Source organism: Mesorhizobium sp. B2-4-7, assembly GCF_006442685.1.
In the GTDB taxonomy this organism is placed as follows: domain Bacteria; phylum Pseudomonadota; class Alphaproteobacteria; order Rhizobiales; family Rhizobiaceae; genus Mesorhizobium.
The window spans coordinates 535628-555234 of the sequence record NZ_VFVH01000001.1 but is presented as its reverse complement, the minus strand read 5'-3'; the positions used below and the strand labels follow the sequence as shown (position 1 = coordinate 555234).

At 64.3% G+C, this 19607-nt stretch carries 31 protein-coding genes and 1 tRNA gene; 14 read left to right on the top strand and 18 right to left on the bottom strand.

Features of this window, described 5'->3' with window-relative positions:
* Nucleotides 1–196 precede the first annotated feature (196 nt).
* From FJ946_RS02865 to FJ946_RS02785, 16 genes are all read right to left on the bottom strand, one after another.
* Nucleotides 197–1537, bottom strand: a complete 1341-nt coding sequence (locus FJ946_RS02865; protein ID WP_140732188.1) for a site-specific integrase — start codon at nt 1535–1537, stop codon at nt 197–199.
* 187 nt (nt 1538–1724) lie between these two features.
* The gene (locus tag FJ946_RS02860; protein WP_140732186.1) at nt 1725–1943 is read right to left on the bottom strand and encodes a hypothetical protein; all 219 of its coding nucleotides are present in this window, start codon (nt 1941–1943) and stop codon (nt 1725–1727) included.
* Nucleotides 1940–2203, bottom strand: a complete 264-nt coding sequence (locus FJ946_RS02855) for a hypothetical protein (protein WP_140732184.1) — start codon at nt 2201–2203, stop codon at nt 1940–1942. Before FJ946_RS02855 ends, FJ946_RS02860 begins: the two co-directional genes overlap by 4 nt.
* Complete coding sequence (locus tag FJ946_RS02850; protein WP_140732182.1) at nt 2203–2667, bottom strand: ASCH domain-containing protein; 465 nt, start codon at nt 2665–2667, stop codon at nt 2203–2205. Before FJ946_RS02850 ends, FJ946_RS02855 begins: the two co-directional genes overlap by 1 nt.
* Nucleotides 2664–2951 carry a hypothetical protein gene (locus FJ946_RS02845; protein ID WP_140732180.1) on the bottom strand — a complete coding sequence of 96 codons (288 nt, stop codon included), beginning with the start codon at nt 2949–2951 and terminating at the stop codon, nt 2664–2666. The genes FJ946_RS02850 and FJ946_RS02845 overlap by 4 nt, the downstream gene beginning before the upstream one ends.
* The gene (locus FJ946_RS02840; RefSeq protein WP_140732178.1) at nt 2948–4012 is read right to left on the bottom strand and encodes a phage Gp37/Gp68 family protein; all 1065 of its coding nucleotides are present in this window, start codon (nt 4010–4012) and stop codon (nt 2948–2950) included. The genes FJ946_RS02845 and FJ946_RS02840 overlap by 4 nt, the downstream gene beginning before the upstream one ends.
* Nucleotides 4005–4559 (bottom strand): hypothetical protein, encoded by a 555-nt coding sequence (locus FJ946_RS02835; protein WP_140732176.1) that lies wholly within the window; start codon nt 4557–4559, stop codon nt 4005–4007. The genes FJ946_RS02840 and FJ946_RS02835 overlap by 8 nt, the downstream gene beginning before the upstream one ends.
* Nucleotides 4552–5403, bottom strand: a complete 852-nt coding sequence (locus FJ946_RS30945) for a hypothetical protein (protein ID WP_210243624.1) — start codon at nt 5401–5403, stop codon at nt 4552–4554. The genes FJ946_RS02835 and FJ946_RS30945 overlap by 8 nt, the downstream gene beginning before the upstream one ends.
* Entirely contained in the window at nt 5403–6533 is a 1131-nt protein-coding gene (gene dnaN, locus FJ946_RS02820) for a DNA polymerase III subunit beta (protein ID WP_140732174.1), read from the bottom strand. Before dnaN ends, FJ946_RS30945 begins: the two co-directional genes overlap by 1 nt.
* 112 nt (nt 6534–6645) lie before the next feature.
* Entirely contained in the window at nt 6646–7596 is a 951-nt protein-coding gene (locus FJ946_RS02815; RefSeq protein ID WP_140732172.1) for a DUF2303 family protein, read from the bottom strand.
* A 39-nt stretch (nt 7597–7635) separates the two neighbouring features.
* Nucleotides 7636–7977 (bottom strand): hypothetical protein, encoded by a 342-nt coding sequence (locus FJ946_RS02810; RefSeq protein ID WP_140732170.1) that lies wholly within the window; start codon nt 7975–7977, stop codon nt 7636–7638.
* A 166-nt stretch (nt 7978–8143) separates the two neighbouring features.
* Nucleotides 8144–8629 (bottom strand): single-stranded DNA-binding protein, encoded by a 486-nt coding sequence (gene ssb, locus FJ946_RS02805; RefSeq protein ID WP_140732168.1) that lies wholly within the window; start codon nt 8627–8629, stop codon nt 8144–8146.
* Nucleotides 8629–8889 carry a hypothetical protein gene (locus tag FJ946_RS02800; protein WP_140732166.1) on the bottom strand — a complete coding sequence of 87 codons (261 nt, stop codon included), beginning with the start codon at nt 8887–8889 and terminating at the stop codon, nt 8629–8631. Before FJ946_RS02800 ends, ssb begins: the two co-directional genes overlap by 1 nt.
* Nucleotides 8886–9587, bottom strand: a complete 702-nt coding sequence (locus tag FJ946_RS02795; protein WP_140732163.1) for a hypothetical protein — start codon at nt 9585–9587, stop codon at nt 8886–8888. The genes FJ946_RS02800 and FJ946_RS02795 overlap by 4 nt, the downstream gene beginning before the upstream one ends.
* Complete coding sequence (locus FJ946_RS02790; protein ID WP_140732161.1) at nt 9584–10102, bottom strand: hypothetical protein; 519 nt, start codon at nt 10100–10102, stop codon at nt 9584–9586. Before FJ946_RS02790 ends, FJ946_RS02795 begins: the two co-directional genes overlap by 4 nt.
* The gene (locus tag FJ946_RS02785) at nt 10095–10535 is read right to left on the bottom strand and encodes a hypothetical protein (RefSeq protein WP_140732158.1); all 441 of its coding nucleotides are present in this window, start codon (nt 10533–10535) and stop codon (nt 10095–10097) included. The genes FJ946_RS02790 and FJ946_RS02785 overlap by 8 nt, the downstream gene beginning before the upstream one ends.
* 83 nt (nt 10536–10618) lie before the next feature.
* Between FJ946_RS02785 and FJ946_RS02780 the strand changes: the two genes are divergently transcribed.
* Nucleotides 10619–11053 carry a hypothetical protein gene (locus FJ946_RS02780; RefSeq protein ID WP_140732156.1) on the top strand — a complete coding sequence of 145 codons (435 nt, stop codon included), beginning with the start codon at nt 10619–10621 and terminating at the stop codon, nt 11051–11053.
* 170 nt (nt 11054–11223) lie between these two features.
* Here FJ946_RS02780 and FJ946_RS02775 read toward each other — a convergent pair whose 3' ends face one another.
* Together FJ946_RS02775 and FJ946_RS02770 are read right to left on the bottom strand one after the other, a co-directional pair.
* Nucleotides 11224–11571, bottom strand: a complete 348-nt coding sequence (locus tag FJ946_RS02775; RefSeq protein ID WP_140732153.1) for an Arc family DNA-binding protein — start codon at nt 11569–11571, stop codon at nt 11224–11226.
* A gap of 386 nt (nt 11572–11957) precedes the next feature.
* On the bottom strand, nt 11958–12263 hold the full coding sequence (locus FJ946_RS02770; protein ID WP_140732151.1) for a helix-turn-helix transcriptional regulator: 306 nt from the start codon (nt 12261–12263) through the stop codon (nt 11958–11960).
* 164 nt (nt 12264–12427) lie between these two features.
* On the opposite strand from FJ946_RS02770, the gene FJ946_RS02765 reads away from it, so the two are divergent.
* From FJ946_RS02765 to FJ946_RS02705, 13 genes are all read left to right on the top strand, one after another.
* Complete coding sequence (locus tag FJ946_RS02765; RefSeq protein ID WP_140732149.1) at nt 12428–12724, top strand: hypothetical protein; 297 nt, start codon at nt 12428–12430, stop codon at nt 12722–12724.
* Complete coding sequence (locus FJ946_RS02760; RefSeq protein WP_140732147.1) at nt 12721–12927, top strand: hypothetical protein; 207 nt, start codon at nt 12721–12723, stop codon at nt 12925–12927. The genes FJ946_RS02765 and FJ946_RS02760 overlap by 4 nt, the downstream gene beginning before the upstream one ends.
* An 11-nt stretch (nt 12928–12938) precedes the next feature.
* A tRNA-Met gene (locus FJ946_RS02755) sits at nt 12939–13013 on the top strand.
* 191 nt (nt 13014–13204) lie between these two features.
* A complete protein-coding gene (locus tag FJ946_RS02750) occupies nt 13205–13669 on the top strand; it encodes a hypothetical protein (protein ID WP_140732144.1) in 465 nt (154 codons plus the stop codon).
* Entirely contained in the window at nt 13666–14166 is a 501-nt protein-coding gene (locus FJ946_RS02745) for a GcrA family cell cycle regulator (protein ID WP_140732141.1), read from the top strand. The genes FJ946_RS02750 and FJ946_RS02745 overlap by 4 nt, the downstream gene beginning before the upstream one ends.
* Nucleotides 14163–14723, top strand: a complete 561-nt coding sequence (locus FJ946_RS02740) for a hypothetical protein (RefSeq protein WP_140732138.1) — start codon at nt 14163–14165, stop codon at nt 14721–14723. Before FJ946_RS02745 ends, FJ946_RS02740 begins: the two co-directional genes overlap by 4 nt.
* Nucleotides 14723–15316, top strand: a complete 594-nt coding sequence (locus FJ946_RS02735) for a DUF1643 domain-containing protein (protein WP_140732207.1) — start codon at nt 14723–14725, stop codon at nt 15314–15316. Before FJ946_RS02740 ends, FJ946_RS02735 begins: the two co-directional genes overlap by 1 nt.
* Complete coding sequence (locus FJ946_RS02730) at nt 15313–18051, top strand: DNA methyltransferase (protein WP_140732135.1); 2739 nt, start codon at nt 15313–15315, stop codon at nt 18049–18051. The genes FJ946_RS02735 and FJ946_RS02730 overlap by 4 nt, the downstream gene beginning before the upstream one ends.
* Nucleotides 18048–18245, top strand: coding sequence for a hypothetical protein (locus tag FJ946_RS02725; RefSeq protein WP_140732132.1), 198 nt, complete (start codon nt 18048–18050; stop codon nt 18243–18245). Before FJ946_RS02730 ends, FJ946_RS02725 begins: the two co-directional genes overlap by 4 nt.
* 40 nt (nt 18246–18285) lie before the next feature.
* Entirely contained in the window at nt 18286–18579 is a 294-nt protein-coding gene (locus FJ946_RS02720) for a hypothetical protein (protein ID WP_140732128.1), read from the top strand.
* Nucleotides 18576–18833, top strand: a complete 258-nt coding sequence (locus FJ946_RS02715) for a hypothetical protein (protein ID WP_140732124.1) — start codon at nt 18576–18578, stop codon at nt 18831–18833. The genes FJ946_RS02720 and FJ946_RS02715 overlap by 4 nt, the downstream gene beginning before the upstream one ends.
* 143 nt (nt 18834–18976) lie before the next feature.
* Nucleotides 18977–19366, top strand: coding sequence for a DNA cytosine methyltransferase (locus FJ946_RS02710; protein WP_140732120.1), 390 nt, complete (start codon nt 18977–18979; stop codon nt 19364–19366).
* Nucleotides 19363–19581 (top strand): hypothetical protein, encoded by a 219-nt coding sequence (locus FJ946_RS02705; RefSeq protein ID WP_140732116.1) that lies wholly within the window; start codon nt 19363–19365, stop codon nt 19579–19581. Before FJ946_RS02710 ends, FJ946_RS02705 begins: the two co-directional genes overlap by 4 nt.
* Nucleotides 19582–19607 lie beyond the last annotated feature (26 nt).

Here is a 19607-nt window from a genome sequence, read left to right as displayed (position 1 = left end):
AGCGATGAATTGGAGCCGGAATTGCGTAAAGCGATGAATTGGAGCAGGCGACGATCAAACATCGAGCCGCTGCAGCGGGAACAACAAACACGCGTATCGCTTTGTTTTTCTGGTCGGAGTGGCAGGATTTGAACCTGCGACCCCCTCGTCCCGAACGGGCGGGATGGCCAGCAAAGGCGTGGATTTCCGCGCTTTTTCAGGCGCCGCTGTGGCGCTTGTTCACGTTTGTTTCCGGGGTTTCTGTGGGGAAACTGTGGGGAGCGGCGGCTTTGTTCCCGCTTGGTTTCGCGGCGATCGGCACCACGTTGTGCGGCAGCCGGCGCGACCGCGCCTTGGACGTGATCGCCTCGGCGGCGTCGGCCTGGAAATCGGGATGGTGATGACCATAGGTCTGGATCAGCATCTCGACGGTCATGCCAAGGAATCCTGCGGCCGCCCACGGGTCGGCGCCCCGCTGCATCAGCCATGTCGCCGCGGTGTGGCGGAAGACGTGCGGGGTAATGTCGGTCTTGAATGCACGCCGAGTGCTGCCATCGTCGGCGGGCACGTCTTCATACCAGCCGAGGCCGGCCGCTTCGACCACCGATCGGAAGGCCTTCTTGATCGACTGGACGGGCTTGCCGTTCCACTCGACGACGTAATCTTGCGCGATCATGCGGCCGATGTTGGCGCTCTTGCCGCGTCCCTTGGTCTTGATATCGAGGGGAGTGACTGTCCATCGCCTGATATGCGCAAGCAGTCTGTCCGGCAATCTGACCGGAGGCTGTCGCTTTTTGGTCTCACGCTGGCCGCGCGCGCGGCGATAGAAGATGCCGCGATCGAGGTCGATGTGGCCCGCACCTTCCATCGGCCTGACCGCTGCGCCGCAGATCGCGCCCGAGCGCGTTCCGGTGTAGAGCGCGACCAGGATAAAGCGAGCGACATGACGCGCTACCTGCCGGTCGCTGGGCTTGCCCTTCCATGTCTGGCGCATACGCCATGCGGCGTGTAGCAATGCCGCGGCTTCGTCACGCGTCAGCCAGCGTTGGCGAGGATTGGACTTGTCCGGCAGCACGATCGCGGGCGCGGACGTGACATACCCTTCGCGATGATAGTGATTGACAGCCGAGCGCAGATCTTCCAGCTGGCGGCGGGCAGCGGCGCCATTCCCATGAGCCTTGGCGTAGTCGCGGCATAGCTTGCCGTTGACGTCACCGAATGTCCGTTCGCCAAACCATTTCAGGACTGTCACAAGGCGGTCGGCAGTTTCACCCGGGTCGGCATGCGCCGGCGCGACATCCGTCAGGTAGACGTTGACCGCATCGGCTATCGGGACGGAATCTGGATCACGGCCGCGCTCTCGCGTCGGCTGGTATTTTGCGGTGATGTAGGCGGCAAGCGCTTTTTCAGCGCGTTCGCGGTCGCCAGTGCCGCCGCAACCGCTGGTGAATTTCTGTCCGTCGCGGATGAACCATCCTGCCCGGTTGCGCAAGGATCCGTCGGCCTTGCGGCTTTCGTCGCGCCAGACGAGACGCGCGCCTTTCGAAGTCCGCGACATTTTTCCCTCATCAGTTCGATGTCGGCGAGGGTCACATACTCCTTGCCGGCGATCATTTCGGTCACCAGGCGGCCGGCGTCGCGCTCCTTGCGCAGCCCCGGCGCGCCCATGGTGCCATCAGGAAAGGCGATCCTGGCGGCGATGTCCAGTCGCAGCGGCGTGGTAGCTGTGTATTGTTCCGGCACATTCACGGCCGCACCTTCCGGATGGCATTGCCGCTGGTGACCATCGCCTGGCCGTCGGCGAATTCGACCCGGATGGAGTTGAAGCGGGCGGGAGCCGGACTGCCGAAGCCAAGCAGAGCGAAGAAAGCCGGCGCAGGCTTGCTGCGCGCGGTGACAGCGCAGGGCTGACCTTTGCGCCCATGGCGATCCCAGCGATAGAGGTAGGGCAGGGCCGCGATCACCACAGATCCTCCGAATAGAGGCTCGGAGGCCATTGGGGCTTGATGATCTGGCCAGCCGCCCTGGCTATATCGACGGCTTCAATCCGTCCGACGAAGCGACCCGTGCTGGTCAGAAAGCCCTGATCGTCGGGCTGAACCAAGACGCCGCTCGCGATGTGTAGCGGTTTGAGGATATCGCCGTGGCGTGCGGGCGCCGGCAGCGAGACGGTCAGGCCGTATTGCCGTACCGCTGCCGCGACGATGTGTTCACGCAGCGACATCAAGCCGGCCTCCAGTTCCAGAAGCCCTGCAAGCCCTTGGCTGGCTGGATCGGCTGCAGCGGCTCGATGTCGGTCAGCGGCCATGCCCAGTTGGCGTGCTCGTCGCGGTCGCTATCGTTCAACCGGGTGGCGCCGAACTCGGCCACGATGTCGAAGGCGCGCTTCGGTTCGCCGAGCACGGCCGTGCCGAGGATGGAGGCCATCGGCAGGGCGGCGGGGTTGGAATGCCAGCGCTCGAGCATGGCCAGCGCCTCCGGCTTCAGCGCTGTCGACCATGCGTCAGAAGACCGGAGGCGGATGATCAGATCCTTCAGCTCGGCCTTTCTGACCGGCCGGGCGCCGGCGTGGATGGCGATTCGGGTGCCACGCAGCGCCCTTGGCGCGGGCCAGACGCGAAACTCATAGGGCTTGACGCCTGCCATGATTAGCGTCGCCCAGGGCTGCCAAATGGTCAGCGCTTTCATGGTGCCATCTCGCTATAGCCGATGGGGAAGGTCTCCATCCGGTAGCCGTGCTCACGGGCATTTTCCCAGAATTGCTCGCAGAAATACCCGCTAGTCTTGCTCGTGAGGCCTTCGAACAGGAATGCCCGCAGGAAGGCACGCTTGAGACCTTCCTTGACGCGAATAGTCTGCGCCTCTTCGAGGCTGAAGCCGCCGTAGCCCTGCCGCTCGAAATCCGCATGTGTAGCGACGACGTGTCCATCTGGTGCCGTCACCACGCCGCAAACGCCTTGGTTCTTGCTCATTCCGGCACCTGTGGAAATTCGTTGTGCTCGACGCCGTCGAGCCGCCGGCCGGCGCGGTTTTTGCCGAGCGGCAGGATCGTTCGTCCATCGCTTTGGTGGTCGAACCGGTTGCCGGTCAGATCGGCGAGGAAAGCCGCGTCGGCAAAATTGAGTGGGCGCGCCGGTTGCCAGCGCTCGCCGGCCTTGGCGATGAACGCTGAACCGGCTTCGATCCTATCCAGCAGCTGGTCGGCGTCTAGCCACTCGCCCCATTGCTTGAAGAAGAACGGCACGTCGGCCGCCGCGCATTGATCGCGGATCGACCTTGCCCAGGCCGGATGCATCGGCCGGGCGTCCCGGCCGCTCTCGCCGCCGACTATGATCCAGTCGAGCGGATGCAGGGTTTCCAAGCCGGGAGAGAAGCGGCCGCGCGCTAGGAAACCAGCCCCGATGTCGAGACGATTCGGCGATAGCGCCCATGCAATATCAAGCGACCCGAGCAGCGGCTCGGCCGACACGAAGCGAATCTTCGCGGGCGTGGCGATCAGGTCTGGCACGCGCTCGTCGGCGCGCTTCTGATCCTCGGCCGAGACGCCGCACCACACGTTGTGAAGCGGCCAGGAATAGACCTCCGCCGGTTTGCCGCTGAACGTAGACCAGTTGGCGTAGATGTCCTCGAGGAGATCACGTCGCGACAGGAACTCGCGCATGCGATCGGCGCGCTTGGTCAGCACCTGGTAGGTGTGATGGTCGGCGGCGGCCATGACGGTGAAGACGTCGAGGATCCATTCGTCCGGCACGTTCTCGGCGAACAGGTCGCCGTGGGCGCAGACGAAGATGCGCCGCGGCTTCTTCCAGTCGAGCGGCTGGTAAAGCCACTGGCGGTTGAGCCGCACCTCGCCGGTCCAGACCGGGCCGACCTTAGTGTCGCGGGTCAGGCCTTTGCGGCTGTCGATGTGCTTCAGCCGCGTGCCGGCAAGCTTCATGGCGTAGCAATTGGTGCAGCCGGGCGAGACGACGGAACAGCCGGTGATCGGGTTCCAGGTGGCGTCGGTCCACTCGATCGAGGAATGCTCAGCCATCGATCGGCTCCAGCGACTTGCCATCGGCCGAGACGCGGAATTTCACGCCGTCGCACCAATAGCCCATGTCGACGGTTATGCGCGATCCTTCGGCGTCGGGTGGGTCCATGTAGGCGAAGGCCTGGGCGAACCCGTCCATGGTGTCGGCCATGGTCTCGTAGTCTTCCTCCCAGGCGAACCAGTTCGCGGCCGCGATGCGGGCCGATGGAGGAAGCTCGGTGGGCTCGGCGGGGGTTTCGGGTTCCGGACGAAACATGTCGATCGTCCTGTCGTCGCGGGGATCGGCAAGCGACCAGGTGCCGTCGAGCATCAGCAGGATCTCAACCGAGCCGCGCCTTTCGTGCCAGACGAATTCGGCGATCTCGCCGGGCAGCATCGTCGCCAGAATGCCGGCTTCCGGATCATCCTCGTCGCGGATGATGGTGATGCCGGAGAGGTCCGGCTTCAGCCAGTCCTGCGGCTGGGCGCGGCCGGGCGGCATCTGTTCATCGAACAGGGCGGAAGGCCACCAGCGGCGGGTCGAGCGGAAGGAGGAGAGATCAAGCATTTGCCGCCTCCATCGGTGAAACGGGAGCCGACGGGAAGGTGGGGTGCGGCGTCCAATGGGTATGATATCCCGGCCAGTCGTCGCAAAGGGGCGCGCCTATGTAGGATGGTTCGCCCAACCAGTCGCCGTCGCGCCACGTCCACCAAACGGCATAGCCCTCATCCTCGTGCCATTCGGCAATAGGCTTCGCGGCGTTTGCAAGCTCCGGCAACGGCCCATGCTTCGGTTTCGCCGCTTGCTTGGCGCGGATCTTGTCGATCTTGCCCCAGCAGCGGGTCAGCTCCGTCTCGGCAGCGACCGCGCCGTTGATGCCGTGTGCGTTGCAGAGTGCGGCGAACGTCACGGCGACGCCGCCGGCCTCCTGGTTGGGCTCACCGACCGGGCGGCCGAAGACATAGTCGACGAGCTGGTGGGCCTCGCTGGCGGTGCAGCCGAGCGACTGGACCAGCTCGAGCGCTTCCTCGAGGAATCTGTGGTTGCGCTCGACCCCGTCTGCGGCGATCTCTTCGCCGAAGCAGGCGACGATGAACGACCGGACACGATCCTGAAAACCGCCCTTCAGCGCGGCGCGAGCATCCCGCGCGTCCTGCTGGTAGCGGTTGTTGGCTTCGAGCAGTTCGCGCTCGCGCTTGGGAGAGAGGCCGATGTCCTTCAGCGCAAAATCGCGAATGGCCTGCTTGTCATGGTCATAGGCGGACAGGAGCCATTGCGATTCCGGGTGCCACTCGGTCGAGCCGTAGTAGACCTTCTCGGGGGTGATCGCCCGGACCGAGGTCTCGCCGCGCCAATTCGTGTATGGCACTTTGAGGTGAAGGTTCTTTCTTGTGTAAAGTTCTTCAGACATCACGTCACCCTCATCGGCATCAAAACAAACAGCGGCTTCGATGACGGGTCGCCGTCCTCGGGGCGGATCAGGGTCGGCGAGCCGGCAGTGTCCAGGCTGAAGGTCAGCCGCTTGCCTTCCGTGGCGCCGAACAGGTCGAGGCAGTAGCGGCCGTTGAAGCCGATCTCGACCGCTTCGCCTTCGGCGACATCGATCGCAATCTCGTCATCGGCGCTGCCCGCCTCGGGATTGTTCGTGGTGAGCGTCAACGTCTCGCCGGCGAAGGTGAACTTGACGGCGCTGCCCTTGCCGCTCGCAACGGTCATGACGCGATCGACCGCATGAACCAGCGCGTCCTTGGCGACGGTGAAATGATTGGCATTCCCCGCCGGGATGACACGCCGGTAATCCGGGAAGGTGCCGTCGATCAGCTTCGAGACCAGCGACACGCTGCCGCTCGTCAGCCGAATGCGGGTGTCCGACACCTCGACTTTGACCGGTCTCTTGTCCTCGAGGATCTTGCCGATCAGGTCGACCGTGTGGCGCGGGATGATGATATCAGGCATGCCGGCCGCGCCCTCCGGCGCCTGCGCCGTGAACTTGGCCAGGCGGTGGCCGTCCGTCGCGACGGCGTGCAGATGCTCGTCGACATGCCAGTGGATGCCGTTGAGATAATAGCGCGTCTCCTCGCTGGAGATGGCGAACGACACCGTGGCGAGCATGGCGCGCAGCGCGCCGGCATCGAGCTCGAATGTGTTGGCATAGCCGGCCTCGCTCATGGCCGGGAAATCGGCCGCCGGCAGAACCTGTATCTTGAAGCGGGCGCGCCCGGCGCTGACCGTGGCGAAATCCTTTTCCGCCGCTATCGCGATCTCGGCGCCGTCGGCCATCTTGCGCACGGCGTCGTGGAGCAATGTCGCCGGCAGGGTGAAGCTGTCATCCCGGCCGGCCTGGCAGGGGAGGCTGGTGCGCAGCTCGCAATCGAGATCGGTGCCGGTCAGGGTCAGCGTGCCGGCCGAGGCGTCCACGGCCATCAGGATGTTCTGCAGCACGGGAATGGTGCTGCGCCGTTCGACGGCCTTGATGACGAGCGCGAGCGCGGGAAGCAATGCCTCCCGCGCCAGGATGATGGTGTTGGTTGGAGTAGCCATTCGGCACGTTTCCTTGCTTCTGTGTAAGCCCGCGACGGCGGGCCGGCGACCGTTCGCCGCGCCCGCGCAGGGCCAGCCGCCGGCAGGCGGCGGTGCGGCCCGTGAGCGAAAACTAACCGCCCGACATCTCCGGCGTGCCTTCGAAGGTCGGCAGGTTGGTCTTGTCGCGGGCTTCGGCCAGCGTGTCGCGGACGTGCTCGTTGATCGCCTGGTCGGGGCGGTAGATCTGATACGACCACATGATCATCGCGCCGACCGGCCGGTAGCGCAGGCGCACCGGGATGCGCACCTTGTCGCCCATGAAGAAGGGCGCGATGTTGAGCATGAACATGCCGGGCACCTTCAGCGGCTTGCCGTCGGCGTCGTTGTGCACCTCTTCCCAGGCGATCTGGCCTTCGCCGGTCTGCAGCGTCGTGGCTGTCTTGACCTTGGTGTCGATGTTGACCTTGAGGCCGCGCGACAGTTCGACCACCTGCGACGGCATTGCGATCTTGGTCTGGAATTGTTGCTCGTAGGCTGTCCGCTCCTGATCGGTCGGCGAGGAAAGCTCGGCCACGCGGTCCTCGAGGAAGTAGGCGAACTCGGCCTGCTTCATCGCCTCGCCGTCCATCTCGATCCACTTCTTCCATTCCTCCGACAGCGGAAAGGCGTAGTGGACGCGGTGCTTGCCGAAGGCGGCCTCGCCCGCCGGCGCGTTCTGGTGATAGTCGATGACCGCCGTCAGCGAGGGGTTGCGCCAGTCGGCGTCGGCGAAGATGACGCTGTCGTCGGTCTTGTGGCGGTTGGTCAGGTCGCAGAACGAAGCGAAGGTCTGCGCCACCGCCTGACCCACCTTGCGGGCGGGGAACTGGCGGTAGGGCTCGAACAGCCGGCTGATATCTTCGATCCCCGGATTGGTGCCGCGCTTGAGCAGCACCGGCACGGATTCCGGCAAGCCGGGCAAATTTGTGCCATTGACCAGCGGGGCGATCTCGACGCCCTCCGCCTTGACGCCAAGCGCGGCCATGATGTCGAGGTCGGCGCGCAGGGCGTCGCCAAAAGCGTCGGTTTTCTTGTCTGTCATGGAAAAGGTCCTCTCGAGGTTCGGGTGAAGGTCGGACTGCTACTGGCGTTCGGCGGCCGATCGCGGGCCGCTGAACATGTCGGTTTGCTGGGGATGCTCCGTCGACAGCGAGCCGTCGTCGGTGATCCAGTAGAAGGAAGATCCGCGCGGCGCCTTCGGCACCTTGGTGTCGATGCCGGCTTGTACGTTCACCGAGCCGGCCTCGACCTCGAAGTCGAGCGTCAGGGTGACCTTGCCCTTGACCTTGGCCTTGCGGCCCATGGTGTCGGACAGGTCCTTGAGCTTGGTCAGCGTCTCGGTGATGTCGCCGGACAAGGCCTGGGCGAGTTCGCCGCCCTCCAGCATGCCGATGATGGTTTGTGCGTCTCTGATCTTTTTCATGTCCTCGCGGCCGTTCCGCGCCCGCCTTGAGCTTGTCCGATCCGGAAGCGCCCGGGCGCTGGCCTCCGGACGGGGCGGCGAACGATCGCCGGCCCGCAGTCGCGGGCTAGAAGGGATAGTTTGGCGCACGTGCGCTCGGCGCTGGGTTGGCGGCCATGGCTCTCTCCTAAAACGGGATTTCGTCATCCAGTTCGCGTGAACTGGATTGCTGCTGGTCGGCGGGGCCGTGCTCTGGGCGAGACGAGCCGCTGCGCTGGGTGCCGTAGTCGCCGGGGTCGCGGGCCGGATGGTCGGCCTGACCCAGCTTGTCGAGCATCTGGATTTCGCCGCGGAATTTTTGCAGCACCACTTCGGTGCTGTAGCGGGCCTGGCCTGATTGATCTTCCCATTTGCGGGTCGAGAGCTGGCCCTCGACATAGACCTTCATGCCCTTCTTGAGATACTGCTCGGCCAGCTTGGCGAGGTTCTCATTGAAGACGACGATCGTATGCCACTCGGTCTTTTCCTTGCGCTCGCCGCTGTTTTTGTCGCGCCAGCTTTCGGACGTGGCGATGCGGAAATTGACCACCATGTCGCCGCTGTTGAGGCGGCGGATTTCCGGGTCGGCGCCGAGATGGCCGATAAGGATGACCTTGTTGACGCTGCCGGCCATTAGTTCTGTCCTTCGCTTGTCCGCCCCAGTTCGCCGCTCGCTGCGGACGGCCGGGCTTCGTCGGTGTGGTCAGGGGTGAGGCTGGCGATCTGCGCCTCGATGTCGGCAATCAGATCATTGCGCAGGCTGGCGCTGAACGCCGCCGCCAGGATGATCTCGCTGGAGCTGTAGAGCCGCTCGCCGATCAGGACGCGCAGCGGTTCGCCGCTGCGCAGGCGCTCGGCGGTATCGTGGTACTGCCGGATGACGGCTTCGCTCACGACGGCCTCGCGACGATGCCGAGATAGCGCTTCAGGCGATCGAGGAAGGCGATCTCGGCCTTCATCGCGCCCCAGGGCTCGATCGCACCCGTCAGGCGCGGCGGCGGGAGGTCGAGCTTGGGCAGGCACCGCCTGTCGGCCGTCGGCCCGAACAGCGCCAGCGCCTCGGCGACCAGCATGCGTTCGTCCATTTCGCGGACCTGCCGCACGTAGAGCGGCATGCGCTGGATGTCGGGCAGTTGCGCCGCCTCGTAGATGGCCAGGTCGAGACACCGCTTGACCTCCCCGACCGCACGATGGACGAGCTTGTCGATGAAATCGGGTCGGTCGAGATTGGCCGACGCCGCGAGCTTCGCCACCCAGTACTGGATGATGTCGACGGCCGGGCGGGTGATGTCGCCGAACGGATATTCGTGGCCGTCGTGGATCAGGAAATAGCCGGCGAGCACGCTGTCGCCGGTCTCGCGGAACAGCGCGTCGGCGCCCATCACCGAGTGCTGCGCCACCACATAGGCCTGGCAGCGATAGATGCCGTTGAAGCGGGCGATCTTCGACAGCGCATTGGCCATGTCGGCGAAATTGATGTCGGCGGCCGTCGGGTTCATCAGGTCGAAGGCCGACCCATCCGGGCGGAAGGCCGGCAGGATGGCTGCCGGCGTCGGTTCGTGGCGCTTGGGGATGCGGATGGCCTGGTTCACTGGGCCACCCGCGGCAAGGTTTCTTCCACGGCCGCCAGCACCGCCTTGCGGATCGTCGGAAAGATCGGCAGGCGGTCGAGATAGGCCGACAGCACGACGATGCAGCGTTCGCGCTGGCCGGGCCAGGGGTCGACCAGCAGCGCACCGCGGGCCGCGCAATACTTGCCCCAGGCCACGGTCAGCGCCTGCGTCTGCGTGGTGTCGCGCGGCAGCGGCAGGCGATTGGGCACGGCTTGCCGCGCCTTCTCGACAATGTCGGCCATCAGGTCGGGGCGGATCGAGACCTGCCTTGTGCTGCTTTCGGTGGCGAGCCTGGAAGCCTCGTCCTTGAACTCGAGGATCTCAGCCCAGGTGAAGCCGGCGCCGACCAGGTCCTTGGGGCGGACCCCGCCTCCGGCCGCGAACAGGTCGCGCAGGGTCTCGGCCATCTCCAGGCAGCGCGGGTGCGTCTCGCCTTCCGGCAGGTCCGGACGAACCGCACGCGTCTGTGCGGACGGGCGATGATGGTCAAGCATGGGCGGCCTCCACTTGGCTTCCGGGGGTGGCTTTGTCGATCTCGGTGAGAAGTTGCTTCTGCCGGTCGAGCGCAGCAAAGACGCGCTGTTCGTTCGCCGGCGTGTCGGCTGCGTCATAGGCATCGGAGGCGTCGACCATTTCCTGCATGGCCTCGACCAGCTCGCCGACGTCGGGAAATTCGACATCGTCGGCGGCTTCGTACGGCGTGTGTCGGGCTGCTGCGGAGAGGACTTCAGCCGTAATGCTTTGGAGCGCTTCCTTTTCGCCGATGATCTGGTCGATGTTGTCGATGGTCGACCGAAGCTGGTTGTCGGACAGATCCTCCCGCCAGCCCTTCTGGATGCACCAAGTATCGTAGCCGAGCGCTTCTAGCGTCTCGATCAAGTCGCGGCGCTCGGCCGACATGCCTGCGGGGAACTCGCCGACATTCATCAGACAGCCCTCAGCATGATGGCGGCGCAGAACAGGATTGACGCCACCGCCAAGAACGAAGCGAGATTCTTGGCGAGGCTACAGTGCTCGTGATAGCCTCGCGCCCGGCTCAGGCGCTCACCTTCGATGACGCCGAGATTGCGGGGGGCTTGGACATGCGAAGACTGATGTTCGCGGCGGCGGTCATAGCGACTTGCGCCGGGCAGGCGCGTGCAAGTGACGTGGCCGAGGCGATCATCGATCCGATCGCCGAGGCGATGGCGCTCGATGGTCTGTGCGACGCCCTCAAACCCTCCGAAGCCGGTCTGGTCGCCTATTTGGCCAAGAACGGGTTCGTCGAAGGGAACGCCGGTCCGGAATTCAAAAAGGGCACGCCTCTTCGTGACTTCCTCGACATGCGGGCCGCCGAGTACGGGCTCCAGTTCCGGGGTCTGTCTGAGGAAGGGCGTTGCGCCAAAGGACGATACTTCTTTGGACCGGCTGGCACAAAGGTGCCTGGCTTGCTGATTAGCAATTGAAGGGGGCACGAGACGCTCCATCGATGTGCGATGGGCGTAGGAGGTACATTATGTTCCTTCTGGCGTCAAGTCAAAAAGGAATGATTTGTTCCCTCTAGGAAGTAAGGGGGCGAATCATGCCCTGTGACATCCCGTCGGCAAGGAGCGGTTTGCGGACTAATTCGGCTGGCCTATTTGGATCGGATGCCCTTGGCCAGGATGGCGACGGCGCCGGCAATGTGCTCAAGCAGAGTGTCGCGATCGGCTTCCTCCAGCTTGTCGAACAGGGGGCGAAGATTTTGGGCAAGCTGCAAGGTGGGGTCAGGTTCGAAAACCAACTTGAGTTGGGCGAGGATTTCAGCGTTCATGCTGCGTCCGCTCTGACGTCTGGCCTTCGTAAGCTCGACCTTCAGTTCGGGCGTCAACCTCAGATTAAATCTCGGACGTTCGGCTTGCGGCATGCCCGACTTATGGCCGAATCCGTTGCGCTTCGAAATGGTGTCAGAATCGTCGATTCTATCGGCAAAAATGTGCCACATATCCCCGCTATTCACAGGCCATATCTAAACGTTGATCGATGCTGTTAATCGCATACCAAGGGTTGTATGCGTACCAAAATGGGACATTGGGAGGTCAGGAAAGAGATTGACCGCCGACGAGGAAAATGTTCCTATTATGTTCTCAAAGGCAACAAACAACGAGGCAACAGGGGTTAGGTATCGGGAGTGGCAACGGCAGAGGATGCCTGCGCGGCGACGGCCGTAAGCAGGCGGGCAGTGGTATCGGGATTGTTTGCGGCGGCCGCGATCGGGCCACCGCCTGGAGAACAGAAACAGGATCCGTTTGAGCTAATCAAACAGAGCGCGGCGGATCTGGCCTCTTCAATGCGGGCAGTGCATGGCGGCACCTGGTCGGTGCACGTCGATCACGCCGCAGGGCTGGTGGCGGTTTCCAGGGATTTTTCGTAACGATCGAGCTGGAACTCGGCAAAGCTGATGATCTGTTCCTGAATAGGCTCCGGCGCTTCAGCGGCCCGGGCGAATATCTCTCGCAGCCGATCTGCATTGCTGAGTGGCTCGCTGTCATCGGGCGAGCCGATGTTGAAATTCAGCCACGTCAGCGAGACGTTGAAAAGTCGGGCATAGCGGCGCGCGTCGGCGACGCCGAAGCCATTGCGGCCGCGCTCGTGCGCCTTGTAGGTGCCCTCGTTGATGCCGAGCGCCGCGGCCACGCCGCGTGGTCCTTTGTAGCCAGCGCGCTGACGTGCCCATTTCAGACGTTCGGCACGCTCCTCAATCTCGCGACGTTCCTGATAATTCGTATTCATGGAACGTAACGTACCCCAATTAGGGGGAACAATGTGTTACCCCTCCTATTGACAATTGGGGGAATGATATGTACCCCGAAAGGATGAACCACGCCGACATCATCAACAGATGGCCTAGCTTGGGTGATTTCGCCGACGATCTTGGCGTGAGCTATGACGCCGCCAAGGCGATGCGCCGGCGTAATTCCATTCCTGGCGAATATTGGGAAGACGTGGTTGCCAAGGCAGCGGGTCGCAGCCTCGACAATGTGTCCTACGAAGTCCTTGCCGCCGCCGCAGCGCTTGCGCGCAGGGTGAAGCGGCCTGCCGGCCTTGATGCCTCCCAAGCCGGGGCCGGCCATCATTCCTGCGCGGTGGCCGAATGACCGCCGTCCGCTGTTCCCTCTCGTTGACCTTGCTCCAGCCGCCGGCCGAGCCTTCGCGCAAATTGCCGGCGCAGACGATGCTTCTGCTGAAGCTGTTGTCGGCATATGCCGGCCGGCACCCGGTCGACCTCTTGTCCCGGCTGCTGCGCAACGAGGCAAAGCGCGTGCTGCGCTGGTCCCCGATGGAGGCCGGCGATGCGTGACGGTCTTTTCCGGCAGGGTAGGGAAGCGGCATCCCGCCTGGTTCATACCCAGGAGATCGCAGGTTCGAGTCCTGCCCCTGCAACCAATACCCCCCGAGAGCGAAGAGGACCCGAGAGAGCTGGCCATTGGCAGCTCTCTCGGGGGCCGCCCTGACAGGGTGATGTGATTGCGGGTTTCCATGCCCGCGAGTTGAACACCAACCGACCGACCGCCGCACGGAAACAGATTTCCCAACTGTTTCCTTGACGGCTTCGCCTTGCCCCTGCGGAGCTGATGATGAAACTGCCGCGACCGACATCCGAAGCCGACCGCCTCGATCTGAAGGCGGCGACGCGGCAGGCGCTTGATATGGCGCGGCCGGCGAAGTTCGCGCTGATCACCCGCGTCGACACGCCGGCCCTGTCCAACTACGGCAGCCCGTCCGAGCCGGACAAGTTCATGCCCATCGACATCGTTGTCGACCTGTGCCGCGACATCGGCGCGCCGGTGCTGATCGAGGAGATGGCGCGCCAGCTCGGCTTCAAGCTGGTGCCTCTGGAGCCATGCGAGGGGGGCGATCCCGGCATCGCCGACATCGCCGCGGTCAGCAAGGAAGCCGCCGATGTCGTCGGCGCGCTGGCCGCGGGCCTTTCGGGTGACGGCAAGCTCGATGGCGCGCAGCGCCGGGTGGTTCGCACCGAGATCAGCGAGAACGTCACCGTGTTGCGCCGCCTCGAGCGGAAGATGGGCGGTGCGGCATGAGCGGCTGGACGCTGGCCGAAACCGAACTGCTGCGCAGGCTTGCGGGCGAAGGGCTTTCGGCCGGGAAGATATCCGCGCAGATGCCGGGCCGCAGCCGCAACTCCATCATCTCGAAGCTCGATCGCGGCAAGGGCCGGTTCGGCAAGCTGGCCGGCCAGCCAACGAATGATTTGCGAAGCCCTCGACGCGACGCGCCGCCGAAGCTGCGGCGGGCGCCAAGGCCGCCGGTGAAGCCGAAGATCATCCACGCCAGCCCGGCGCGCCAGATCCTGGCCGAGGCGCCGCCGGTCGTCCCGGTCGCGAACCTGCCGGCGGCGCTGCCGATCACGTTCCTCGAGGCGATGAACCGCAAGCGCTGCCTGCACTATGTCGGCGACCCGTTCGCGGCCGACGGCCCCGACATGGCGGTGTGCGGCGCCGAGCGCTCGTTGCTTTCAGGTCTGAAACCGTATTGCCGAAAACACCTGGCGAGTTCGTTCCGGGCGGTGCCGGCATGAGCGCGATCGGCTTCGAGACCATCTATGGCGTCGAGGGCGAGCACGAGACGCCGTTCCTGACGCGGCTGCGCATCGGCCGGCTGCACCTGCACATCTTCCACCGCGGCGATGCCGACCCTGATCCGCACGATCATCCCTGGGATTTCTGGACCTTTCCGCTGACGCCTTATGTCGAAGAGGTGGCGACACATGGGCTGGAGCCTGTCGGCGAATACGATCCATGGGCGTCGCGCGCCATTGTCGTGACCATGGCCCGGAAGATCGTGCCGGCGTTCCGCTGGTCCTATCGCCCTGCCGAATACACGCATCGCGTTCTCGGCCGCTATGACGAAGCGGCCACGATGGAAGCGGCCATGGGGGCTTTCGTCTTCGGCGCCAGGCGCGCGGCGCCGCTGTTCAAGGCGGGCAAGATCGTCACCATCGTTTGGCAGGGTCGGTCGACCCGCAAATGGGGTTTCCTCCGCAACCGTGACGGCAACTGGTGCTGGACACCCTGGCGCGAATACGTCTTCGGCGGCGGCAAGCACGCGCCCTGCGAACCGGAGGGCGATGCGTGATGTCTGCCTCATCCCAATACATCGCGAAGGGCGCGGACATCTCCGGTTGCGGCACGTATCGTTATCGCCTGTGGCGCGAATGGCGGCTGCATCCCGCACCGGCTCAGTGGGACATGTGGACCAACGAGCGCGGCAAGCCGGTGGTCGACGGTGCCGGCGAACAGCTTGGAGAGCCGAAGGCCTGCGTCTTCGTCATGCTCAATCCGTCGACAGCGGATGGTGACGAGGACGATCCAACGATCAGGCGGTGCGTCGGCTTCGCCCGGGCATGGGGCTACGACCGACTCGACGTGTTGAACCTATTCGCCTATCGGGCGACCGATCCGCAGGCACTGCTGGCACTCAATCACAATGATGATCCCGTCGGCGAGCATAACCGGCGAGCTTTCAATGAGGTGCTGTTAACGGGTTACCCGGTTGGCACCATCATATGCGCTTGGGGCGTGCATGGCGCGTATCTCGGCCAGGACGAAACAGCACTGGGCTGGGTGGGTAGCCGGCAGCGGTTCTCGCTTGGTCTGACCAAGGACGGTCATCCCAAGCACCCGCTCTACCTCCCGAAGGATGCGCTGCCGGCGAGGTTCCGGCCATGACGGCGCATCCCGACTATGCCGAATTCCTCAAGGCCAAGGTGCGGCTGGCTCCGTCGCTCGGCTTCGCGGTCGATCCGGCGACAGTCAATCCAGACCTGAAGCCGATGACGCAGGCGATCGTGCCATGGGCCTGCCGCGGCGGCCGGCGCGCGCTGTTCATGCGCTTCGGGCTGCACAAGACGTCGACGCAGCTCGAGATCCTGCGGCAGTCGATGATGCATGCCGGCGGTCACGCCCTGCAGGTGACGCCGCTCGGTGTCCGCCACGAGTTCTTCCTCGAGCAGGCCAAGCGCCACCCGGACATCGAGCTGAAGTTCATCAACCGCCCCGAGCAGATGGAAGAGCCGAACAGGACAGGCGCCGGCACCAAGCTCATCCACCTGACCAACTACGAGACGATCCGGGACGGCAAGCTCGACCCCTGCCGGTTCACCGCCGCTTCGCTCGACGAGGCTGCCTGCCTGCGCGGCTTCGGCGGCACCAAGACCTTCCGCGAATTCATGGCGACCTTCGCCGGCGACGATCGCAAGAACGGCCTCAAGCATGCTGGCGTGCGCTATCGCTTCGTCGCCACCGCCATCCCCGATCCGAACGACTATATCGAGCTGCTCGCCTACGCGGCCTTCCTCGGCGTGATGGATGTCGGCGAGGCCAAGACCCGGTTCTTCAAGCGTGACAGCACCAAGGCCGACAAGCTGACCTTGCATCCGCACAAGGAGGACGAGTTCTGGCTGTGGGTCGCGAGCTGGGCCTTGTTCGTGCAGATGCCGTCCGACCTCGGCTTTTGCGACGAGGGCTACGACCTGCCGGAGATCGATGTGCGCTGGCACGAGATCGCGTCCGACCATGGTGCCGCCGGCACCGAGAAGAACGGCCAGGCGCGCATGTTCGCCGATGCCGCGCATGGCGTCGTCGACGCTGCCAGAGAGAAGAAGCGCTCGCTCGACGCCCGCGTCGACAAGATGATGGAAATCCGCGCCGAGGATCCCGCCGCGCATCGCATCATCTGGCACGACCTCGAGGCGGAGCGCCAGGCGATCGAGGCGGCGATCCCGACCGTCAAGTCGGTGTGGGGCACGCTCGATCCCGAGCCCAAGGAAAAGCGCATCATCGGTTTCGCCCGCGGTGAATTCCAGGAGCTGGCGACCAAGCCGGTGATCAGCGGTTCCGGCTGCAATTTCCAGGAACATTGCTGGTGGAACATCTATCTCGGCATCGGCTTCAAGTTCCACGACTTCTTCCAGTCGCTGTTCCGCACCCAGCGCTATGGCCAGCAGCACCGGGTCCGCGCCGACCTGATCTACACGGAGGCCGAGCGCGGCACCCGGCGCGAGCTTGAGCGCAAATGGCGCGAGTTCGAAGCGCAGGCAGCCAAGATGTCGGCCATCATCCGCAAGCACGGACTGGCCGAACAGGCGCTTGACGGCGCGATGAAGCGCTCCATGGGGGTAGAGCGGCGCGAGGTTCGCGGGGAAAACTTCCTGGTCGTGCACAACGATACGGTGGAAGAGACCATGTCGATGGCGTCCGACAGCGTCGACCTGATCGTCACCTCGATCCCGTTCTCGACGCAGTACGAATACACGCCGTCCTTCAACGATTTCGGCCACACCGACGACGACACGCACTTCTGGGCGCAGATGGATTTCCTGACGCCCGAGCTGCTGCGTGTGCTGAAGCCCGGGCGGCGCGCGGTCATCCACGTCAAGGACAGGATCGTACCGGGCGGCATCAACGGCCTTGGTTTTCAGACGGTCAGCCCGTTCTCCGACGATTGCTGCGCGCATTTCCGCCGGCACGGCTTCGCCTTCCTGTCGCGGGTGACGATCGGCACCGACGTGGTGCGCGAGAACAACCAGACCTACCGGCTGGGCTGGACCGAGCAATGCAAGGACGGCACGCGCATGGGCCACGGCATGCCGGAATACCTGCTCGAATTCCGAAAAGTCCAGACCGACCGCTCGCGCGGCTATGCCGACGAGCCGGTCGTGAAGGCGAAACCGGACTTCGTCTCCATCATCGACCATCGCCCGGTCGAGCCCGGCGACGACGACTATGACGGCAAGCGCGTGCGCGCCATCCCCGGCACCGGCTACTCCAGGGGCCGCTGGCAACTCGACGCGCACGGCCTGTGGCGTTCCAGCGGCAACCGGCCGCTGCTGCCCGACGAGCTGGCCAGCCTGCTGTCATTATCCGGCAAGGCCATCTACCGGGGCTGGAAGGCGTTCTGCCGCGACAACGTCTACGACCACGCGCTGCATGTCGAATTCTGCGAGCAGCTCGACGCGGCCGGGCGCCTGCCGCCGACCTTCATGATCGCGCCGCCGCATATGGACCATCCCGGCATCCGCACCGACGTGGCGCGCATGCGCACGCTCAACATGCTGCAAAAGCAGAAGGGCCGGGAGATGCATCTGTGCCCGCTGCAGTTCGACATCGTCGACCGCGCGATCGAGGATTATTCGATGCCGGGCGAGACGGTGTTCGACCCGTTCGGCGGCATCATGACCGTGCCCTATTGCGCGCTGCGCATGGGCCGCAAGGCGATCGGCGTCGAGCTCAATCCCGACTATTTCGCCGATGGCGTCACCTATGCCCAGATCGCCGCAGCCGGCGACATCGGGCCGGCCATGTTCGACCTGATCGAGGCCGAGGCCGAGGAAACGGCAGCAGCGGCTGAAACGGACGACCTGTCCTCCGAAGCACAGCTTGCGAAAGAGGAGGTGGCGGAATGAGCCAAGCGCCGGTCGTTGTCGATATCTGGGGCGGAGAAGGCAGTTGCGATCACCTGGCTCGCTTCATCAGGTCGACTGACGAAGCCTTGCACATCGCGCGTCACGAGTTGGCCAAGGGGTATCTGATCAACCTGCGGGCTGATGCCGAATGGGGGCCTGATCACGACTTCGACTTGAGGCCGGTGCCGCAATGAGTGTTTCACGGGAAGAGCACTGAAACAGCGGGGGCAGCCGATGCTTGAACCTCGCCCCAATCGACAGGGCTACGTCTACTGGGTCCAGCTGGTGAACGGGTTCGGCCCGCAATCCAAGGCCTTCGCCGTCGTCTTCGAATGTCCTTTCGCGTCCACCGCCGATCTCGACCGTGAGCTGCGCCAGCACGGCGTCGTCAACGGCTCGCGGCTGGACACGGTCGATGACGGCAAGGGCGGCCGCCTGATCCGCAAACGCGCCGATTTCATGTTCGGCGTCGCCGGGCTGATCACCGTCCAGTCCTATCACAAACCATGCTGGGAGCCGGCAGAATGACCCCCTTGATCAAGGCGCCACGCCAAGGACCCGGCTTCGGCACGCCCGCCAGCGTCGACCCGGTGAAGCTCTTCAAGCTGCCGCTGCCGATGCAGGCGGAAGGTGTGCGGCTGCTCTTCGAGATGGGCCAGACGATGGACCAGGTGCGGGCGCGCATCGGCCTGTCGCGCAAAGCGGTCGAGCAGCTGTTGCAGGTCGACCTGCCCCCGTTTCGGCGCGGCGGCGATGTTAATGTCGTGGCGGAGGGCGTGTGATGCTGCACAGTCAGGCCGAGTTCACTCTCACCACGCAGCCCACAGCGAAGGAGAAATGGCGTTGCCTGCCTGTGCCCGGCTTCATGCCGGCTAAAAGGGTGCCACCTCCGGTCATTCCGCCCGCCAAGGGTGAAAGGAAGATCATGGCTGCCGACGGCTTCGCTGGCGGTGGCGGGGCGTCAAACGGCATTGAGAAGGCATTTCAGCACCTGGAAATGTTTAACCTGCTGCCCATGGGCCATCCGATCGGGCCGACCTTCGCCATCAACCATGATGAAGCCGCCATCATCATGCACAAGGCCAATCATCCGAACACGATTCACCTGCCACATAACGTGTGGCAAGTTTCGATGCGGGAACTGCTTGGCGACAATTTGTTCGCCTTCCTGTGGCTGTCGCCGGATTGCCGCGACCATTCGACAGCGAAGGGCGGCCCGATCACCTCGCGGGCGGTGCGCGATCTCGCATGGGTGTTGATAAAGTGGCTCAAGGAATTGCCGGATTGGCAAGCGTTCCTGGAGGCGGCGGAATGATGACTGTTCTTCAGGCGGCCGCTGCCGTCACGCTTTGGCGATCCGGCCGGTTCGACACGCTGCAGATTGCGCAAGCGCTGGGGGGGGGCATGCCGCAGTCTGAGTTCTTCCCGCCCTCCGAGGCTGACGTCTGCCGGCTGCTCCACGCTTCGCGCGGCCGCGAGCATGGCCCCGATCTGCACCTGGTGCGTGCGGAACTGAGTTTACCCAAGTGAAAGTGAAACCTTAACCCGAAGGAGAA

Coding starts and splice junctions, on each gene's coding strand:
- FJ946_RS02865 (WP_140732188.1), bottom strand. CDS start 1,537: ATGTCGCGGACTTCGAAAGGCGCGCGTCTCGTCTGGCGCGACGAAAGC.
- FJ946_RS02855 (WP_140732184.1), bottom strand. CDS start 2,203: ATGTCGCTGCGTGAACACATCGTCGCGGCAGCGGTACGGCAATACGGC.
- FJ946_RS02850 (WP_140732182.1), bottom strand. CDS start 2,667: ATGAAAGCGCTGACCATTTGGCAGCCCTGGGCGACGCTAATCATGGCA.
- FJ946_RS02845 (WP_140732180.1), bottom strand. CDS start 2,951: ATGAGCAAGAACCAAGGCGTTTGCGGCGTGGTGACGGCACCAGATGGA.
- FJ946_RS02840 (WP_140732178.1), bottom strand. CDS start 4,012: ATGGCTGAGCATTCCTCGATCGAGTGGACCGACGCCACCTGGAACCCG.
- FJ946_RS02835 (WP_140732176.1), bottom strand. CDS start 4,559: ATGCTTGATCTCTCCTCCTTCCGCTCGACCCGCCGCTGGTGGCCTTCC.
- FJ946_RS30945 (WP_210243624.1), bottom strand. CDS start 5,403: ATGTCTGAAGAACTTTACACAAGAAAGAACCTTCACCTCAAAGTGCCA.
- dnaN (WP_140732174.1), bottom strand. CDS start 6,533: ATGGCTACTCCAACCAACACCATCATCCTGGCGCGGGAGGCATTGCTT.
- FJ946_RS02815 (WP_140732172.1), bottom strand. CDS start 7,596: ATGACAGACAAGAAAACCGACGCTTTTGGCGACGCCCTGCGCGCCGAC.
- FJ946_RS02810 (WP_140732170.1), bottom strand. CDS start 7,977: ATGAAAAAGATCAGAGACGCACAAACCATCATCGGCATGCTGGAGGGC.
- ssb (WP_140732168.1), bottom strand. CDS start 8,629: ATGGCCGGCAGCGTCAACAAGGTCATCCTTATCGGCCATCTCGGCGCC.
- FJ946_RS02790 (WP_140732161.1), bottom strand. CDS start 10,102: ATGCTTGACCATCATCGCCCGTCCGCACAGACGCGTGCGGTTCGTCCG.
- FJ946_RS02785 (WP_140732158.1), bottom strand. CDS start 10,535: ATGAATGTCGGCGAGTTCCCCGCAGGCATGTCGGCCGAGCGCCGCGAC.
- FJ946_RS02775 (WP_140732153.1), bottom strand. CDS start 11,571: ATGTGGCACATTTTTGCCGATAGAATCGACGATTCTGACACCATTTCG.
- FJ946_RS02765 (WP_140732149.1), top strand. CDS start 12,428: ATGTACCCCGAAAGGATGAACCACGCCGACATCATCAACAGATGGCCT.
- FJ946_RS02760 (WP_140732147.1), top strand. CDS start 12,721: ATGACCGCCGTCCGCTGTTCCCTCTCGTTGACCTTGCTCCAGCCGCCG.
- FJ946_RS02750 (WP_140732144.1), top strand. CDS start 13,205: ATGAAACTGCCGCGACCGACATCCGAAGCCGACCGCCTCGATCTGAAG.
- FJ946_RS02745 (WP_140732141.1), top strand. CDS start 13,666: ATGAGCGGCTGGACGCTGGCCGAAACCGAACTGCTGCGCAGGCTTGCG.
- FJ946_RS02740 (WP_140732138.1), top strand. CDS start 14,163: ATGAGCGCGATCGGCTTCGAGACCATCTATGGCGTCGAGGGCGAGCAC.
- FJ946_RS02735 (WP_140732207.1), top strand. CDS start 14,723: ATGTCTGCCTCATCCCAATACATCGCGAAGGGCGCGGACATCTCCGGT.
- FJ946_RS02730 (WP_140732135.1), top strand. CDS start 15,313: ATGACGGCGCATCCCGACTATGCCGAATTCCTCAAGGCCAAGGTGCGG.
- FJ946_RS02725 (WP_140732132.1), top strand. CDS start 18,048: ATGAGCCAAGCGCCGGTCGTTGTCGATATCTGGGGCGGAGAAGGCAGT.
- FJ946_RS02720 (WP_140732128.1), top strand. CDS start 18,286: ATGCTTGAACCTCGCCCCAATCGACAGGGCTACGTCTACTGGGTCCAG.
- FJ946_RS02715 (WP_140732124.1), top strand. CDS start 18,576: ATGACCCCCTTGATCAAGGCGCCACGCCAAGGACCCGGCTTCGGCACG.
- FJ946_RS02710 (WP_140732120.1), top strand. CDS start 18,977: ATGGCTGCCGACGGCTTCGCTGGCGGTGGCGGGGCGTCAAACGGCATT.
- FJ946_RS02705 (WP_140732116.1), top strand. CDS start 19,363: ATGATGACTGTTCTTCAGGCGGCCGCTGCCGTCACGCTTTGGCGATCC.